Here is a 16,358-nt window from a genome sequence, read left to right as displayed (position 1 = left end):
TCCTACGGCTCGGTCTGCTTGGCCCGCTCGGCCTCGTGGTCGTCGCGGATCTCCTCGTGGTGCTGGATGACCTCGGCGACGATGAAGGCGAAGAACTTCTCGGCGAAGACCGGGTCCAGGCCGGACTCCTCGGCCAGTGCCCGCAGACGCGCCACCTGCTGCCGCTCGCGCCCTGGGTCGGCCGGCGGCAGGTCCAGCCTGGCCTTGAGCAGGCCCACCTGCTGGGTGCAGCGGAAGCGCTCTGCCAGGAGATGGACGAGGGCGGCGTCGAGGTTGTCGATGGTGTCCCGGTAAACGGCCAGCTGCGGGGGAATTCCCGCCTGCCCCTCGCTCATGCGGTCCGGCTCCGCTCCCCCACCTTGTTCGTCGAGCGCAGCGTGCCCGACCCGGACTGATAGCGGGGCTTCCCGGTGCCCCTGACGGCATCGGCGTCGACAACGACGCGCCCGACCTCAGGCAGCGAGGGAACCTCGAACATGGCCTGTCCCAGGACCTCCTCGACGATGGAGGTCAGCCCCCGGGCTCCGGTCTTGCGCTCCAGGGCGAGGGAGGCCACCGCCTCGATGGCCGCGTCGGTCAGCTCGAGCTCGACGCCGTCGAGACTGAAGAGGTACTGGTACTGGGAGACCAGGGCGTTCTTGGGCTCGGTCATGACGCGCACGAGCTCGCGCACCCCCAGGTCCTGGACCGTGGCGATGACGGGCAGGCGGCCGATGAACTCGGGGATCAGACCGAACTTGTGAAGGTCCTCGGGGCGCACCGGTGAGGTGAAGACGTCCTTCGCCCCCGTGCTGCCGGTCAGCTGCGCCCCGAAACCCACCATCTGGGCTCCGGACTCCTTGCGCTGACGCTGGCGCACGATCTCCTCGATACCGGCGAAGGCGCCTGCGGCGATGAAGAGAATATTGGTGGTGTCGATCTCCAGGAACTCCTGGTGCGGGTGCTTGCGCCCGCCGCCGGGCGGCACGGAGGCCGTTGTCCCCTCGATGATCTTGAGCAGTGCCTGCTGCACGCCCTCACCCGAGACGTCACGGGTGATTGAGGGGTTCTCCGCCTTGCGGCCGATCTTGTCGATCTCATCGATGTAGATGATGCCCTTCTCAGCGCGCTTGACGTCGCCGTCGGCGGCCTGGATGAGCTTGAGAAGGATGTTCTCCACGTCCTCGCCGACGTATCCCGCCTCGGTCAGCGCCGTGGCGTCGACGATGGCGAAGGGGACGTCGAGGAGGCGAGCCAGGGTTCGGGCCAGGTGAGTCTTACCGGTTCCGGTGGGCCCCAGCAGGAGGATGTTGGACTTGCCCAGCTCCAGGCCGTCCCCCTCGGCCACGGAGCGCTCCTTGACCTGGACACGCTTGTAGTGGTTGTAGACCGCCACGCTCATGGCGCGCTTGGCGGCCTCCTGACCGATGACGTACTGGTTGAGGAAGTCGAAGATCTCCTGGGGCTTGGGCAGCTCAAGAGGTACGCCGGCACCGGAGTCGCTCAGCTCCTCGTCGACGATCTCGTTGCACAGCTCGATGCACTCGTCACAGATGTAGACACCGGGCCCGGCGATGAGCTTCTTGACCTGCTTCTGGCTCTTGCCGCAGAAGGAGCACTTCAGCAGATCCACACTCTCGGCGTTACGTGCCACAGTTTCCTCCAGGTTCGTCATCGGCCCCCGAGCCCGGGCGGTCCTGCGTCAGCCTACGGGCTGAGACGGCAGGTGCGCCGAGGGCATGGCGGCGTGTCCAGTCCGCAATATGCCACGTTGTGCACCATGCTGCCAGCGTTTGCGGGTCTGATTTCCACCGGCTGCACGTGCAGTGCTCCAGCCGGTTGCTGGAAGGAGCACTGCACGCAGCGTCAGCACGGCGTCGGCGACCCGGTCGGCATCCCAGCGTCTCCTCAGGAGGAGTGCGGGGAGGCCGGCGCCTTGCGAGAAGTGAGCACCTGGTCCACGATCCCGTACTCCTTGGCGGCTGCGGCCGTGAGAATCTTGTCGCGCTCGAGGTCGGCGTGGATCTTCTCGCGATCCTGGCCGGTGTGCGCGGCCAGGGTGTCCTCCAGCCAGGAGCGCATGCGGTCGATCTCGTTGGCGACGATCTCGATGTCGCTGGCCTGCCCCTGCATCCCCTCCATGGCGGGCTGGTGGATGAGGACGCGCGCATTGGGCAGGGCCAGGCGCTTGCCCTCGCTACCGGCGGCCAGGAGCACGGCTGCGGCGGAGGCCGCCTGCCCCAGGCAGACGGTCTGCACCTGCGGCTTGATGTACTGCATGGTGTCGTAGATGGCCGTCAGCGCCGTGAAGGATCCGCCGGGGCTGTTGACGTACATGGTGATGAGGCCGTCGGGGTCCTGGGACTCCAGGACCAGGAGCTGGGCCATGATGTCGTCGGCGGAGGCGTCGTCGACCTGGACGCCCATGAAGACGATGCGGTCCTCGAAGAGCTTGGCGTAGGGGTCCTGACGCTTGAAGCCGTAGGCGGTGCGCTCCTCGAACTGGGGCAGCACGTAGCGGGCCTGCGGCATGGCACCGGCCTGGCGGGCGACGGCCTCGAAGTAGGGACGGGTCGAGGACATGTCAGTTGTCTCCGTTCTGCTTGCCGATCTCCCGACTGGAGCGCACGATGTGATCGACGAATCCGTACTCCAGGGCCTCCTGGGCCGAGAACCAGTGGTCGCGGTCGGAGTCGGCGATGATCTCCTCCACGGTGTGTCCGGTGTTGGCCGCGGTGATCTCCGCGAGCTCCTGCTTCATCTTGATGATGAGGTCGGCGTTGATACGGATGTCGGTGGCCGAGCCCCCTGCGCCGCCGGAGGGCTGGTGCATGAGCACGCGGGCGTGAGGCGTGAGGTAGCGCTTGCCCTTGGCGCCGGCCGACAGCAGGTGCTGCCCCATGGAGGCGGCCAGGCCCGTGGCCACGGTGGCGACATCGGGCTGGACGTACTGCATGGTGTCGTAGATGGCCATGCCAGCGGTCACCGAGCCGCCGGGGCTGTTGATGTAGAGGTAGATGTCCCGCTCGGGATCCTCGGCGGCCAGCAGCAGCATCTGGGCGCAGATGGCGTTGGCGTTGTCGTCACGCACCTCGGAGCCGAGCCAGATGATGCGCTCCTTGAGGAGGCGGTTGTAGATGGAGTCGGTCAACCCCAGACCCGCGCCTGCTGCGTCGGCTGCCTGGGGAGGGGCGACCGCAGCGGGTGTATAGAGCTCGCTCACGTCAGTCCTCTCATGGTCGGTGTCGCCAACGCTAACGCGATGCCCCCGGCCACCATGCCCGCCGTCGCACCCTTTTCGCCCACGGCGCAGGTGCGACGACCAGAGCCGTGGCCTACGTCGAGCATCCTCGCAATCACGACACCTTCCTCGACGCTCAGCGCCCCGGCAGATCGCACCCCACCGACCTCATCGCCAGTACTGTCTGCCCTGACGGCACCATCCGGCGCTCGACGTACCCACGCCTCTTGGCACGGTCGGCCCGGCCCTTGCAGCCCCGTAATCTTCACAGCCCTCACCACCAACACCATAGGAACCACAGGAGAACACATGTCCCCCTCATCCAGCACCCCCTCCACCGAGTCCCTGTTCCGGCTCGGCCTCAACGCCGCCCTCCCCATCTCCGAGGAGGCGACCACCTCACGGGTCGTCGTCAACAACGACATCCTGCGCACGGTCGTCTTCACCTTCGACGCCGGCCAGGTCCTCACCGAGCACTCCTCCCCCCGGGCAGTGATCGTCACGCTCCTGGAGGGCGAGATGGACTTCTCCATCGGCGAGCGCACCGAGAGGATGGGCGCCGGGGACGTCATCTACCTGGCACCCGGCGACCGTCACGCACTGACGGCCGTGACGCCGTGCCGCATGCAGCTGGTCATGGTCGACGTCGACAAGGCCAGGGCGGCGAACGAGAAGTAGCCCCGGGCAACGGGCAACCGACACCTGTCGGCAGCCGGCCGGCGGACGACCACCACCGCGTGGGGTGGGGCGCGAAGCGCTGAGGCCTTCGCCCTCACCCCACTTCCTTGTGAGTTCCACTAAACCAAGCGCCTCCTCCACGTACGCAGCAGAACCCGGGCGACCAGACGTCACCTGAGGTATCGGGCGCGGTGTTGCGGCTCACTCGAATCCCAAGGCATGAAGCCTCGGTAAGCCAACTCACGCCCCCTTGTAGGAAACCTAAACCTTCCACGGATTAGATTGTGGGCGCCCGAGATCTTGACGTGACCCGCTCCCCACACCGTGGCATCGACGAGGACGGCGTGGCACCATCGATTTTATCCAACCGATAACATTGGAGTGCCCGCCTGCCTGACGACACCAAAGCCCTCCAGCCCGAGCTTCTCACCACCGTCAGCCGGCCACATCCTTTTACGGTTCAATAACTCCGTCCCCGCTCGAACAGCACGTCTTTCCCGCCTGCCGCACCACCCAGTAAGGGGCCACCCGTGTTCAGCACGCTCGCACAACTCCATGAACCAGAGAGGACCTCCGCATGATCGTCATTACCCTGCTGGTGGGAATCCTGTTCTGGATCGGAATTGATATCTGGGCCGGCATTACCTCAAAGTGGTATAAAGCCGTGGAGCTGAATCCGAGCATCACCTCAGACGACTTCAGCGTCCTGGTACCGATCTACGGCAATGTCAAGTACTTGCAGAACGCGGATTACCTGCACCCTTATGGAGATCGAGTAGTCCTGTGCACCACCTCGGGTGAGTCCCAGGAGTTCTACCGCGACCTTGAGGACATCGCCATTCGCTACGGGTTCAGAATCTTCCGCAGCAACTACGTCCCGCGCAAGGTGGGTCGCAAGCGCAGCACCTCGGGAATCACCCGGGACACGGTTGTCCGCGACGCGCTGCTGGCCGCCCCCCTCAACTCCTACATCGTCTGCTTAGACGCCGACACCACGGCGCAGGAGCCACTGACCCACATCATCGGCGCCCTGGTGGCCAACAAGGCCGACTTCGCCTCGGTCACCATCGTGCCCCAGAAGAAGGGCCCCTTCATCGTCCAGATGCAGCGCCACGAGTACGTGGTCTCAATGCGAGCCCGCAGAATCATGCCGTGGCTGCTCAGCGGCGCCCTTCACATTGGCAAGACCGACGTCATGCGCCAGATCATGGCCCGCCACTCGCTGTTCTTCCAGGGCAATGACATCGAGTCCGGGATTATCGGAGACGCGCTGGGCTACAAAGCCGTTCACATTCTTGCCCACGTCAACACCAACGCACCCGACACCCTCTACTCCTGGTGGCGCCAGCGGATCGCCTGGAGCGGCGGTTCCTTCAGACTTTTCATCATCAACTTCAGATTCGTCTTCCAGCACCCATTCTTGTGGCTGTACAGCGGCATTGTGGTTATCAGCATGTTCGTGCTCAGGTGGATAGCCGTCGTGAATCCCGGATGGACACTTCTGCTGGCACTGTTCATCTACTACGCCGCTATCGTGTGGCTTCACTGGGACCACGGCAACAAGTGGCTGATCTTCCAACCCTTCTACTGCCTCTTCGTCAGTCTCATCGTAGTTCCCATCGGTGTCGCCTACTATTTCAAGATGGCCATTCCTGAGCGTAACTTCGGGGTCATTCGTCCCAAGCGCAAGGAGCTTGTCACAGCGGGCTGATCCTCGACCGGGACGCGTCGTCCGGCCAACGCGGGCGCTCCCGTCCCAGCGGACTCCCGCACAGCACAGCGGGCCCACCTTCTCCTGGAAGGTGGGCCCGCTTGCCTGACGCGGGGCATCCCGCTTGCGCGGGCGGGAGCCTATGTCAGCTCATTGCGCCTCAGCGGCCGTGAGCTCACTCGGCGTCCTCGTCCTCAGCGGAGTCGGTGTCCTGCTCAGCGGCAACGGCTGCGGCCTGAGCTGCCGCGGCGGCGGCGTCCTCGTCGGAACCGATGAAGGCGGACAGGTCCACGGTCTCACCCTTGGAATCAACCACCGCGACCTGACGCAGCGCCATGGCCAGCGACTTGTTACGGGCGACCTCGGAGACGAAGGCGGGGATCTGGCCGGCCTGCTGAGCGCCCTGGAGGAACTGGGCGGGCTCCATGCCGTACTGCTGAGCGGTCTGGAAGAGGAACTCCAGCAGCTCGTCCTGCGCCACACCGACCTTGAGGTCCTCGGCCAGGACATCGAGGATGATCTGGTCGCGCACACCGGCGACGATGTCCTCGCGGATCTCCTTGGCGTGCTCCTCGTCGCCGTCCTTGCCCTCGGCCTGCAGGTGCTGGGCGACCTCGGCCTCGACGACGGCCTCGGGGACATCGAAGGAGACCTCGCCGCGCAGGTGCTCGAGAAGGGCGTCGCGGGCGGCGACGGCCTGCTCACCGGTCTTGCGCTCGGTGACCTGCTTGACGAGGTCCTCGCGCAGCTCCTCGACGGTGTCGAACTCGGAGGCGATCTGGGCGAACTCGTCATCGACCGTGGGCAGCTCACGCTGCTTGACGGCAGTGGCGGTCACCGTGACCTCGGCCTGCTCACCGGCGTGCTCCCCGCCGGCCAGCTCGGTGGTGAAGGTGGCGGACTCGTCGGTCTTCAGACCGCGCAGGGCGGTGTCCAGGCCCTTGAGCATGTTGCCCTTGCCGATCTCGTAGGAGACGCCGGAGATGGAGTCGACCTCCTCGCCGTCGATGACGGCCTTGAGGTCGATGGTGACGAAGTCACCGGTCTTGGCCTTGCGGCCCACGGACTTCAGGGAGCCGAAGCGGGCACGCAGGTTGTCCAGCTCGGTGTCGACGTCCTCATCGGTGACCTCGACGGCGCCCACGGTCAGCTTGGCCTTGCTCAGGTCCGGCAGCTCGATAACGGGGCGAACAGTGACCTCAGCGGTGAAGGCCAGCTGACCGCCGTTCTCTCCGGTGGCGTTGGGCAGCTCGACGACGTCAACCTCGGGCTGGAGCATGGGGACCCGCTCGGCCTCGGTGATGGCGTCCCGGTAGAAGTCGGAGAGCTTGTTGTTGACGGCCTCCTGAATGGCGGCCCCGCGGCCGACGCGCTGGTCGATGACCCGGTTGGGGACGTGACCGCGACGGAAGCCGGGGACCTGGATCTGGGAGCCGATCTCCTTGTAGGCGGCATCCAGGCTGGGCTTGAGCTCCTCATAGGGGACCTCAACGGTCAGCTTGATGCGACTGGGGTCAAGATTCTCGACAGTGGTCTTCACGGGGGTTGCTCCCAAGGTCTGAGTTCTGCGGTAACACCGACGCGCTCGAAGGCGCTCGGCGGACGCGCGTCTGTGGCGTCAATCCGTGCCATCTTAGGGCAAACGGACAGTGGGATCGACGCTGCGTCCGTCCCTGGCACATGAGCCTGGACACAGGAGGAGGCGCCGTACAGGGTGCGTCATCGCTATCGGACGCACCGGCATATTCACGGGCCACGCATCCGGCGTTGACGCGCTCCTGATGCGGCCTGCTCGTGGGTCGCGCCCACAGGACGAGGAGTCGGGCTGGCGGGATTTGAACCCGCGGCCCCCTGCTCCCAAAGCAGGTGCGCTACCAAACTGCGCCACAGCCCGTGACGTGACGAAAGGGACCGCCGAGGAGCGGCCCCTTTCGGCTCACAGAGCGGGTGACGGGAATCGAACCCGCGCAATCTGCTTGGAAGGCAGAGGCTCTACCATTGAGCTACACCCGCGTGGATGAAGGGTTTCACCCCTCCACCAGCGGCCTCACTGCTCGATGAGGCCTTCCTTGTAGGCCCGCGCCAGACGGCGAGGCACGGAGATCTCGCGGCCCTGGACGCGGATGGTGGTGAGCTCGGTGAGCTTGGCCTTCCACTGTGAGCGGCGGTTGCGGGTGTTGCTGCGGGACATCTTCCGCTTCGGCACTGCCATGGGCCCGCTCCTCTCTCATGAACCTGGGGATCGGACGACCCCTCGAAACTGGACCGAGGGACACCATAACGACATCGCCGGGACTGCTTCCAGTCCAAGACCGCCTCAAGGCGTGTGACATCGGTCCCGCACCTGCCCCGTGCGAGGATCCCGCCATGGCCTCGCACGCCCCTCGCACACCATCGCACCAGCCGTCCCAGGAGCACGGATCCCCCGGGCTCATCACGCTGACCCACGGCGAGCAGCCCGAGATCGACCTGGAGATCAGGAAGTCCCACTTCCTGGCACGCGCCTGCCGCACGGACTCCATGGACGAGGCCCGCAGCTTCATCGCGAGCGTGCGCTCCACCTACCCCGACGCGCGTCACCACTGCTCGGCGCTGACGCTCACCGACCTCTCCGAGGAGCACACCCTGGCCGCCCCTCCCCCACCCACCGAGCGCTCCAACGACGACGGCGAGCCCTCCGGTACGGCCGGCCAGCCCATGCTCGACGTGCTGCGGGGAACGGGGCTGGCCAACACGACCGTCGTCGTCACCCGCTACTTCGGCGGAACGCTGCTGGGAACCGGCGGACTGGTACGCGCCTACTCCGAGGCGACCGCTCAGGCGCTTCAGGCGGCCACGCGTGTCACCCTGACCCGGCTTCATCTGTGGGACCTGCGCGTTCCGGTGGCTCAGGCAGGCAGGATCGAGGCGGAGCTGCGCTCCCGCAATCCCACCGCGACATCGGGGCCGACCGCGGAGGGCGGCGCGGTCGCCGCCGCCCCGATCATTCACGTCGAGGAGACGATCTGGGGGCCGACCCACGCCGTCCTCGTGCTGGCCACGTCCTGCGCCGACCCTGAGCTCCTGCACGCCCCACTGGCAGCCCTGACTCGGGGCGAGGGGGTGGCCGAGCCCGCCGGCAGCCGACTGGTTGAGATCCCTGCGCTTTCGGCCTGATACCCGAGGCCAGCATTGTGACCCTCCGGCGCGGCGGCCACCCGACACGCACGGGATCAGCCGCGTTCGCGACCACGATGCGAACAGATGCCGGACGGATGTGGCGATCACCGTCGGAGGCGGGGTAGGGTTTCACCAGCAGCGGGCACCACGCCCCAGATGAGCTGATAAGCAGTTCACGCCCGGGCAGGCGCATTTCAGTCGCCATGAGGAACAGAGGAGGACCCATGATGGTTAAGGCCGTCATGTGCACCGTGTCCGCCATGTCCTCCGTGGCCTCCATGCCCATTGCGCCCATGTGCTGCTGCCGGTGTCGATAGAGCGCCAGGCCACGACATCTGTGCGCGTACCGCTGCGCGCATGCCCGGCGCTCCCGAAGCAGGCGGTCACCCCTGCTGTTTGAGCCACTCCCTACGACGTGGCCACCCCTGACGGACGCGGACCGTCCCCACTTCACTTTTCTTTCACGAGCTCTTGCGGGCCCGACGTCGCCACATCACGCGGCTCCGCCGGTCGCCGTCACCACAGAGCTCACCCAACCCACATCCGAAGGACATCACTATGACGTACGCACCCGACGCAACCGCCCTGGTCGGCAACACTCCCCTGGTCCGCATCAACCGCGTCACCGACGGCGCCCCCGCCACCGTCCTGGCCAAGGTGGAGGCCTTCGAGCCGGCCGCCTCGGTCAAGGACCGCATCGCCCTGTCCATCGTGCGCGCCGCGGAGGCCTCCGGTGACCTCAAGCCCGGCGGCACCATCGTGGAGGCGACCTCCGGGAACACCGGAGTCGGCCTGGCCATGGTGGGAGCGGCCCTGGGCTACAAGGTCATCATCACCATGCCCGAGACGATGTCCAAGGAGCGCCGGGCGATCATGCGCGCCTTCGGTGCGCAGCTGGTGCTGACCACCGAGGGCGGCGTGGCCGGAGCGGTCAAGCGGGCCGAGGAGATCCAGGCCGCCACCCCCAACTCGATCCTCGCCTCCCAGTTCACCAACCCCGCCAACCCCAAGATCCATCGCGAGACGACGGCCCGGGAGATCCTGGAGCAGACCGGGGGCGACATCGACGTCTTCGTGGCCGGTATCGGCACCGGGGGCACGCTGACCGGCGTGGGCCAGGTACTGCGTCAGGAGAAGCCCGGGGTGCGGATCTACGGCGTCGAGCCCTCCGAGTCCCCGCTGCTGAGTGAGGGCCAGGCCGCCCCCCACAAGATCCAGGGCCTGGGTCCCAACGTCGTTCCTGAGATTCTCGACCAGGGCATCTGGGACGAGCTGCTCCACATCGAGTCCGACGTCGCCATCACCTACGCGCGTCGCACCGCGGCCGAGGAGGGCCTCCTGGTGGGGATCTCCTCGGGCGCCGCTCTGGCCGCCGCCAGCGAGCTGGCCAGGCGCCCTGAGTTTGAGGGCAAGACCATCGTCACCGTCCTGCCCGACACCGGTGAGCGCTACCTGTCCACGCCTTTGTTCAAGGACTTCCTCGACTGACACTCCCCGACGGCGGCGAACCTGGGAACAGGCGAGCCGCCGTCGGTGTTGTCACCGGCGCAGCGGGTGAGGTGAAGGCTCACATGCCGACCTGGGCCGCACCGTCACCCATCAGAGGAGCACACCATGCACAACTCCAAACGGTCTCTTCTGGATCTGGCCCGTGAGGACCTGGCCACGGCGCGCAGACGCGACCCCGCCGCCCGCTCCAGCTTGGAGGTGGCCCTCCTCTACCCGGGTGTCCACGCCCTGTGGGCGCACCGGGCGGCTCACAAGCTGTGGCACAAGGGGCACCGCTTCGCGGCGCGCGCCCTGTCTCAGGCGGCCCGCAACTTCACCGGTATCGAGATCCACCCGGCCGCGAAGATCGGTGAGCGCTTCTTCATCGACCACGGCATGGGCGTGGTCATCGGTGAGACCGCGGAGGTCGGCGACGACGTCCTGCTGTTTCACGGAGTGACTCTGGGCGGGGTGTCGATGAGTCCGGGCAAGCGTCACCCCACCATCGGCAACAACGTGCAGATCGGAGCCGGCGCCAAGGTCCTGGGACCGGTCACTGTCGAGGACGGGGCCAAGGTGGGGGCCAACGCGGTCCTGGTGAAGAACCTCCCGCAGGGTCATGTCGCCGTGGGCGTGCCCAGCCGGGCCCGCGACCCCCGCACCGACCCCGAGCTCATGATGGACCCGACCATCTATATCTGAGCCGTCTCACGGCATCCCAGCGAGCGCCTCACGGACCACCTCACGTCGCCCGATGAAGCCACCCGCGCACGCGGTCAGCGGGCGATCACTCCGGCGGCCAGGTCGCGCAGGCGCTTGAAGACCCGGCCGCCGGAGGCGCGTGAGCCGTCGTGCTCGTACTCGCTGGTGATCCAGGTGCGCAGGCCGGGGATGAGCGCGGCCGTCTCCAGGGAGGTGGTCATCGGCACGAACACGTCGCGGGCGTAGACGGCGGCCGCACCGGGAGTCGTCGTGGACCTGAGGCGGGCCGGGTCGTAGAGCGCCGGCCACTCGTGCGCGGCCAGGAGGTCGGCCACCTCCAGCCAGGGGCGCAGACCGGTGTCCTCGACGAAGACCTCACGGCGCACGTGCTCACCTGTCAGCAGGGTGGGATCGTCGTCGAAGACCGCGGGGCGCACCCGCTGGGCGGCCCAGTCGGTGGTGCCGGTGTCGGCCCAGCAGGACTCGTGGATGACCGCGTAGAGCGGGAACCTGCCGCCGAAGGGCAGGCACTGCCCCAGGTCGTAGCGGAAGGCCCAGGAGTCGGGGTCGCGCTCCAGGAGGTAGTGGATCGTGTCCGCTCCCCCGGCCCCGCCCAGCAGGGCACCGAGCGAGCGCAGGCGCTCAGGTCCGACGAGGTCCCCTCCTGCCGTCCTCAGCTCACCCCGACCGGCCTTCTCGGCCAGGGACGCCATGCGGTCGCGGTCCTGGGGGAAGCGGGCGTAGTACTCCTCGCTCTTGAGGCGCATCGCCTCGTAGCTGAGGGCGTAGACCTCGTCAATGCTGTGCCCGACGGCGGGCAGGCCACCGGTGATGTAGACCTTCTCCAGGCTCTGGGCGTGCTCGGAGAGGTACCGGGTGACGCAGAACCCTCCGAAGGACTGGCCCAGCAGGCTCCAGCGCTCCAGGCCCAGGGCGCGGCGCAGGTCCTCACAGTCATCGACGATCTCGTCGGCGCGCAGGTGAGTGAGCAGCCGGGCGGTGTCCGCGGGAGCGCCGGCGGCATCGGGCCGGTCCACCGGGCTGGAGGCGCCGGTGCCGCGCTGGTCGACAAGGATGAGTCGGTGGTGCTCCAGGATCGCACCGATCCAGCCGAGCCCGGAGTCGGCGCTGGGGCGCGGCGCCTCGCAGCCCGGCCCGCCCTGGAGGAAGACCAGCGGGGGCCTGGAGAGCGGGTCGATGCCGGCGACTGAGATCTCACGGGCGTAGACGGTGATGGACTCCGTCCCGTCGGAGGCTGAGTCTCCCTGCCCGCTGCGGTCCAGGGGAACGGTCAGGTGGTGGTCGCGGGTCAGCAGCCCGGCAGTCGAGGAGGACCAGCTCGAGGAGTGCAGGGCGGGCGAGGCGTTCGACATGCCGCCACCTTAATGGTGATCGGCGGGACTCCAGCCGGTTTCAGCGGGCCTGGCAGGTCGGGCACCAGAAGAGCCGGCGGGACGCTACCTCCCGCTCGGCCACCGGGGTCCCACAGCGAAGGCAGGGACGGCCGGTGCGGTGGTAGACGTACCACCGGCCGGCCTCAGGGTCGTGGGGCGGCAGGGGGTCGGGGACGTCGTCGAGGTCGACGGTGGTGATGAAGCCGGTGGCCACCCCGTACTCCATGAGGGGGCGCAGGTCCTCCCAGATGGCCCGCAGCCGCTCCTGGCTGATGCGGTTGCCCGCCTGGAAGGGCGAGACCCCGACCCGGAAGAGCGTCTCAGCCCGGTAGATGTTGCCGGCCCCGGAGATGACGGCCTGGTCCATGAGGAGCTCCCCGATGCTCTTGCGCCGCGAGCGCGCCTTGGCCACGAAGGCCTCCACGTCGGAGTCGGCGCGCAGCGGGTCCGGGCCGAGGCGACGGCGCACGGTGGCCACGCCCTCAGCGTCCAGCAGCTCGCAGGCCGCCGGTCCGGTCAGGTCGGCCACCCCGTGCTCGCCGAGCAGCCGAAGCCGCACCGCACCGCGCGGCTCGGGCGGCTCCCACTCCTCGGGGGCGGGCCCGTGCGCGCCAGCGCCCTGGTCCCCGGGTTCGAGGCTCCCACCGTTCAGTCCGCTCAGGGCCGATCCTCCCCCGCCCTTGAGGGCGTGCTCGCCGCGCTCCCCGACGCGCCGACGCGGCGCTCCGATGGCGTGGGGCGCCGTGAACTCACGGTCGCCGTCGAAGGTCCACGCCCCGTAGAGACCCAGGTGGATCCGCAGCCAGGTGACGGAGGCGTCGTCGAGGGACATGTCGGCGCGGGGGCCGAAGGGCAGGAAGAGGTGCTTGCCGTGGGCCTGGCTACCCAGGAGGACCTGGCCGTCCAGACGGCTCGCCCCGTCGGCGAAACGCCCCTGCGGTGAGCACACGCGCAGGCTCTGGCCACCGTAGAGCTCGTCAAGGGCGGCGGCGAGCCGGTGGATGGTGTGCCCCTCCGGCATGCTCAAACCCCGGTGGAGGTGGAGTCGTCGGTGGGATCAGCCGCTGGAGCGGCGGCGTCATGAACGCGGCTCTCGTAGTCGGCGAGCTGGGCGATGCGACGCACGTGGCGCTCATCGCCGCTGAAGGGCTCGGTGAGGAAGGCATCGATGATGGCCAGGCCCGCCCCCAGATCATGCATACGGCCACCCAGGGCGACGACGTTGGCGTTGTTGTGCTGGCGGGCAAGTCGGGCGGTCTCGATCGACCAGGCCAGGGCGGCGCGCACCCCGTCAACCTTGTTGGCGGCGATCTGTTCCCCGTTTCCACTGCCCCCGAGAACAATGCCCAGGCTCCCGGCGTCGGCCACGACGGCCTCCCCGCAGGCCAGACAGAAGGCGGGGTAGTCGTCATCCGGGTCGTAGGAGTGGGCTCCGTGGTCGACGACGGCGTGCCCCTGCTCCCTCAAGTGCTCGATCACGGCGCTCTTGAGCTCGAAACCGGCGTGGTCGGAGGCGATATGGATGCGCATGGGCAGAATTGTGCCTCACGCGAACAGCGCTTTGCACCATGAGGCAACGGGCGCTGTCAGAGCACCTGAGAGTAGCGGAGCGGGTTAGCGTGTCCGCTATGACTGACGCCTGCGCGACCTCACCGACTTCCACCGGCCCTGCATCGGACTCACCGGCCCGCCGCTCTCAGCCGGAGGGTTCCCCCGGCCCCACCGTCGACGCGGTCCTTGCCGGCGTGCTGGAGACGGCGCACACCGACACCTCCGTGCGCCCCCAGGACGACCTGTTCCGATCCGTCAACGGCCAGTGGCTCGCGACCGCCGAGATCCCGGCGGACCGTCCCAGCACCGGAGCCTTCACGACGTTGCGTGACGAGGCCGAGGCCGCCTGCCGCCAGATCGTTGAGGAGCTCGCCGAGCAGCTCTCCTCCGTGGCACCCGAGGAGGTCTCAGAGATCCTGGCCACCAACCGGGGCCGAGTCGGCGCCCTCTACGAGGCCTTCATGGACGAGTCCCGCCTGGAGGAGCTGGGGGCCGAGCCACTGGCTGAGGAGCTGGCGCCGGTGCTGGGCGCCTCCTCCAAGGAGGATCTGGGCCGAGCACTGGGAGAGATGACGCCCGTCGGCTTCATGGGAGTGGTCGGTGCCGATGTCGAGGTGGACATCAACGACCCGGAGCGCTACACGAGCTGGATAGGCCAGTCAGGGCTGGGGCTGCCGGACGAGTCCTACTACCGCGAGGAGGCTCAGGCCCCGCTGCGCCAGGCCTATGTGGAGCACGTGGCCAGGATGCTGGCTCTGGCGGGCCTGACGGAGACCTTCGGCGCCCCGGGTGAGGAGCTGGCCGAGCGGATCATGGCCGTGGAGACCGCCCTGGCCAAGGGGCACTGGGACCGCGTCACCTGCCGTGACGTGGAGAAGATGAACAACCCGATGTCCTGGCGGCAGATCGTGGACTCGGCCCCGGGCCTGCCCTGGCACGAGTGGCGCGAGGGGATCCGCGCGGCGGCCCGGACCGCCGGCATCGAGCAGACCACCTTCCTCGAGGAGGCCATCGTCACCCAGCCCGACTACCTCCCCCACGCGGCAGGCATCTGGCGACAGACCGACCTGGAGGACCTCAAGGCCTGGGCCGCCTGGCACGTCGTTCACGGACGCGCCACCCTGCTGTCAGGCGCCTTCGTGGAGGAGAACTTCGACTTCTACGGCCGCACGCTCCAGGGGACCGACGAGCTGCGGCCCCGCTGGAAGCGCGGCGTCGGCCTGGTGGAGTCCTGCCTGGGCGAGGCACTGGGCGAGATCTACGTGGAGCGGCACTTCCCGCCGTCGCACAAGTCGGCGATGGAGGCCCTGGTGGGGCGGCTCATTGAGGCCTACCACCAGTCCATCTCCTCGCTGGAGTGGATGAGTCCGGCCACGCGGGAACGGGCCCTGGAGAAGCTGGCGCTGTTCACCCCCAAGATCGGCTACCCGGTGCGCTGGCGCGACTACTCGGCCGTGGAGGTCGTCCCCGGGGACGTGCTGGCCTCGGTGCGCAGCGTGGAGCGGGCCGATATGGCCTACTCGCTGAACAAGCTGACCAAGCCAGTGGACCACGACGAGTGGCACATGACCCCCCAGACGGTCAACGCCTACTACAACCCCACCATGAACGAGATCGTCTTCCCCGCGGCGATCCTTCAGCCCCCCTTCTTCGACCCGCAGGCCGACGACGCCGTGAACTACGCGGGCATCGGCGCCGTCATCGGTCACGAGATCGGCCACGGCTTCGACGACCAGGGCTCCACCTTCGACGGCACCGGAAAGGTCAGCGACTGGTGGACCCAGGAGGACCGGGAGGCCTTCACCGAGCGCACGAGCGCGCTCATCAACCAGTACGACGCCTACACGCCCGAGGTCGTCGTCGCCAAGCACCGGGACGCGGGCACGGCGCAGGCGGAGATCCCGCACGTCAACGGCGCTTTGACCATCGGGGAGAACATCGGCGACCTGGGTGGTCTGGGCATCGCCCTCAAGGCCTACTCCCTGGCCCTGGCCGACTCCGGCATCCCCTCACTGGATGAGGCTCCTGTCATCGACGGGCTCACCGGCCTGCAGCGCTTCTTCTACTCCTGGGCGCGGATCTGGCGCTCCAAGAGCCGCCCGGACTACGCCGAGCTGCTCCTGACCGTCGACCCGCACTCGCCGGCGGAGTTCCGTTGTAACGGAATAGTGCGCAACGTGGATGCCTTCTACCAGGCCTTTGAGGTGGATCCCAACGACGCCTTGTGGCTGGATCCCAACGAACGGGTCTCCATTTGGTAAATGGCCCGGATGCTCGGAATCAAGCTCAAGCAACCAAAACTCGTTGCCCCAGTTAGACGAATCCACAACTACCCACCACTGAGGTCGATACCTCATCTACAAAAAATCGTGGAACCTCGCCCCGGGGAGCGCTAAGGTGGGCGCAACGCGGTGATACCCCGACTCACCGGTTGCCACCCATCCCCCTCATATCT

Annotated in this window: 15 protein-coding genes and 2 tRNA genes; 6 read left to right on the top strand and 11 right to left on the bottom strand. The window is 67.7% G+C overall.

Annotated elements, in window-relative coordinates; all coding sequences use genetic code 11:
• Positions 1–2 precede the first annotated feature (2 nt).
• From BKH20_RS04470 to BKH20_RS04455, 4 genes are all read right to left on the bottom strand, one after another.
• A complete protein-coding gene (locus tag BKH20_RS04470; protein ID WP_075390093.1) occupies positions 3–335 on the bottom strand; it encodes a chorismate mutase in 333 nt (110 codons plus the stop codon).
• Complete coding sequence (gene clpX / locus BKH20_RS04465) at positions 332–1,633, bottom strand: ATP-dependent Clp protease ATP-binding subunit ClpX (RefSeq protein ID WP_070659092.1); 1,302 nt, start codon at positions 1,631–1,633, stop codon at positions 332–334. Before clpX ends, BKH20_RS04470 begins: the two co-directional genes overlap by 4 nt.
• A 254-nt stretch (positions 1,634–1,887) precedes the next feature.
• Positions 1,888–2,562, bottom strand: coding sequence for an ATP-dependent Clp protease proteolytic subunit (locus tag BKH20_RS04460; protein ID WP_075390092.1), 675 nt, complete (start codon positions 2,560–2,562; stop codon positions 1,888–1,890).
• A gap of 1 nt (position 2,563) precedes the next feature.
• Positions 2,564–3,202, bottom strand: a complete 639-nt coding sequence (locus BKH20_RS04455) for an ATP-dependent Clp protease proteolytic subunit (RefSeq protein WP_003786603.1) — start codon at positions 3,200–3,202, stop codon at positions 2,564–2,566.
• A 327-nt stretch (positions 3,203–3,529) separates the two neighbouring features.
• Between BKH20_RS04455 and BKH20_RS04445 the strand changes: the two genes are divergently transcribed.
• A complete protein-coding gene (locus BKH20_RS04445; RefSeq protein ID WP_070659050.1) occupies positions 3,530–3,898 on the top strand; it encodes a cupin domain-containing protein in 369 nt (122 codons plus the stop codon).
• A 577-nt stretch (positions 3,899–4,475) separates the two neighbouring features.
• A complete protein-coding gene (locus BKH20_RS04440; protein WP_075390090.1) occupies positions 4,476–5,609 on the top strand; it encodes a glycosyltransferase family 2 protein in 1,134 nt (377 codons plus the stop codon).
• A gap of 175 nt (positions 5,610–5,784) precedes the next feature.
• Here BKH20_RS04440 and tig read toward each other — a convergent pair whose 3' ends face one another.
• From tig to rpmF, 4 genes are all read right to left on the bottom strand, one after another.
• Positions 5,785–7,149, bottom strand: a complete 1,365-nt coding sequence (gene tig, locus BKH20_RS04435; protein ID WP_075390089.1) for a trigger factor — start codon at positions 7,147–7,149, stop codon at positions 5,785–5,787.
• A gap of 280 nt (positions 7,150–7,429) precedes the next feature.
• Positions 7,430–7,503, bottom strand: a tRNA-Pro gene (locus tag BKH20_RS04430).
• Positions 7,504–7,551: 48 nt separating this feature from the next.
• Positions 7,552–7,622: transfer RNA gene (locus tag BKH20_RS04425), tRNA-Gly, on the bottom strand.
• A gap of 34 nt (positions 7,623–7,656) precedes the next feature.
• Positions 7,657–7,821, bottom strand: coding sequence for a 50S ribosomal protein L32 (gene rpmF / locus BKH20_RS04420; RefSeq protein WP_065362189.1), 165 nt, complete (start codon positions 7,819–7,821; stop codon positions 7,657–7,659).
• A gap of 155 nt (positions 7,822–7,976) precedes the next feature.
• Here rpmF and BKH20_RS04415 point away from each other — a divergent pair, with 155 nt between their 5' ends.
• From BKH20_RS04415 to epsC, 3 genes are all read left to right on the top strand, one after another.
• The gene (locus BKH20_RS04415) at positions 7,977–8,765 is read left to right on the top strand and encodes an IMPACT family protein (protein ID WP_075390088.1); all 789 of its coding nucleotides are present in this window, start codon (positions 7,977–7,979) and stop codon (positions 8,763–8,765) included.
• A gap of 561 nt (positions 8,766–9,326) precedes the next feature.
• Positions 9,327–10,256 carry a cysteine synthase A gene (gene cysK, locus BKH20_RS04410; protein WP_075390087.1) on the top strand — a complete coding sequence of 310 codons (930 nt, stop codon included), beginning with the start codon at positions 9,327–9,329 and terminating at the stop codon, positions 10,254–10,256.
• A 126-nt stretch (positions 10,257–10,382) separates the two neighbouring features.
• Positions 10,383–10,958 carry a serine O-acetyltransferase EpsC gene (gene epsC, locus BKH20_RS04405; protein WP_070659045.1) on the top strand — a complete coding sequence of 192 codons (576 nt, stop codon included), beginning with the start codon at positions 10,383–10,385 and terminating at the stop codon, positions 10,956–10,958.
• 74 nt (positions 10,959–11,032) lie between these two features.
• Here the strand turns inward: epsC and BKH20_RS04400 are convergent, their stop codons facing one another.
• From BKH20_RS04400 to BKH20_RS04390, 3 genes are read right to left on the bottom strand one after another with little or no spacing between them, the layout of a single operon-like run.
• Entirely contained in the window at positions 11,033–12,331 is a 1,299-nt protein-coding gene (locus BKH20_RS04400) for an alpha/beta fold hydrolase (RefSeq protein ID WP_075390086.1), read from the bottom strand.
• Positions 12,332–12,371: 40 nt separating this feature from the next.
• Complete coding sequence (locus BKH20_RS04395; protein ID WP_075390085.1) at positions 12,372–13,373, bottom strand: Fpg/Nei family DNA glycosylase; 1,002 nt, start codon at positions 13,371–13,373, stop codon at positions 12,372–12,374.
• Between the two features lie 2 nt (positions 13,374–13,375).
• The gene (locus BKH20_RS04390) at positions 13,376–13,882 is read right to left on the bottom strand and encodes a ribose-5-phosphate isomerase (RefSeq protein WP_075390084.1); all 507 of its coding nucleotides are present in this window, start codon (positions 13,880–13,882) and stop codon (positions 13,376–13,378) included.
• A gap of 98 nt (positions 13,883–13,980) precedes the next feature.
• Between BKH20_RS04390 and BKH20_RS04385 the strand changes: the two genes are divergently transcribed.
• Positions 13,981–16,164 (top strand): M13 family metallopeptidase, encoded by a 2,184-nt coding sequence (locus tag BKH20_RS04385; protein WP_075390083.1) that lies wholly within the window; start codon positions 13,981–13,983, stop codon positions 16,162–16,164.
• The last annotated feature ends 194 nt before the right edge of the window (positions 16,165–16,358 follow it).

The sequence above is a fragment of the Actinomyces oris genome (assembly GCF_001937445.1).
In the GTDB taxonomy this organism is placed as follows: domain Bacteria; phylum Actinomycetota; class Actinomycetes; order Actinomycetales; family Actinomycetaceae; genus Actinomyces; species Actinomyces acetigenes.
This window is presented reverse-complemented; position numbering and strand designations above follow the sequence as displayed.

Coding starts and splice junctions, on each gene's coding strand:
- BKH20_RS04415 (WP_075390088.1), top strand. CDS start 7,977: ATGGCCTCGCACGCCCCTCGCACACCATCGCACCAGCCGTCCCAGGAG.
- BKH20_RS04385 (WP_075390083.1), top strand. CDS start 13,981: ATGACTGACGCCTGCGCGACCTCACCGACTTCCACCGGCCCTGCATCG.
- rpmF (WP_065362189.1), bottom strand. CDS start 7,821: ATGGCAGTGCCGAAGCGGAAGATGTCCCGCAGCAACACCCGCAACCGC.
- BKH20_RS04400 (WP_075390086.1), bottom strand. CDS start 12,331: ATGTCGAACGCCTCGCCCGCCCTGCACTCCTCGAGCTGGTCCTCCTCG.
- BKH20_RS04395 (WP_075390085.1), bottom strand. CDS start 13,373: ATGCCGGAGGGGCACACCATCCACCGGCTCGCCGCCGCCCTTGACGAG.
- epsC (WP_070659045.1), top strand. CDS start 10,383: ATGCACAACTCCAAACGGTCTCTTCTGGATCTGGCCCGTGAGGACCTG.
- cysK (WP_075390087.1), top strand. CDS start 9,327: ATGACGTACGCACCCGACGCAACCGCCCTGGTCGGCAACACTCCCCTG.
- BKH20_RS04460 (WP_075390092.1), bottom strand. CDS start 2,562: ATGTCCTCGACCCGTCCCTACTTCGAGGCCGTCGCCCGCCAGGCCGGT.
- BKH20_RS04470 (WP_075390093.1), bottom strand. CDS start 335: ATGAGCGAGGGGCAGGCGGGAATTCCCCCGCAGCTGGCCGTTTACCGG.
- BKH20_RS04445 (WP_070659050.1), top strand. CDS start 3,530: ATGTCCCCCTCATCCAGCACCCCCTCCACCGAGTCCCTGTTCCGGCTC.
- BKH20_RS04440 (WP_075390090.1), top strand. CDS start 4,476: ATGATCGTCATTACCCTGCTGGTGGGAATCCTGTTCTGGATCGGAATT.
- BKH20_RS04390 (WP_075390084.1), bottom strand. CDS start 13,882: ATGCGCATCCATATCGCCTCCGACCACGCCGGTTTCGAGCTCAAGAGC.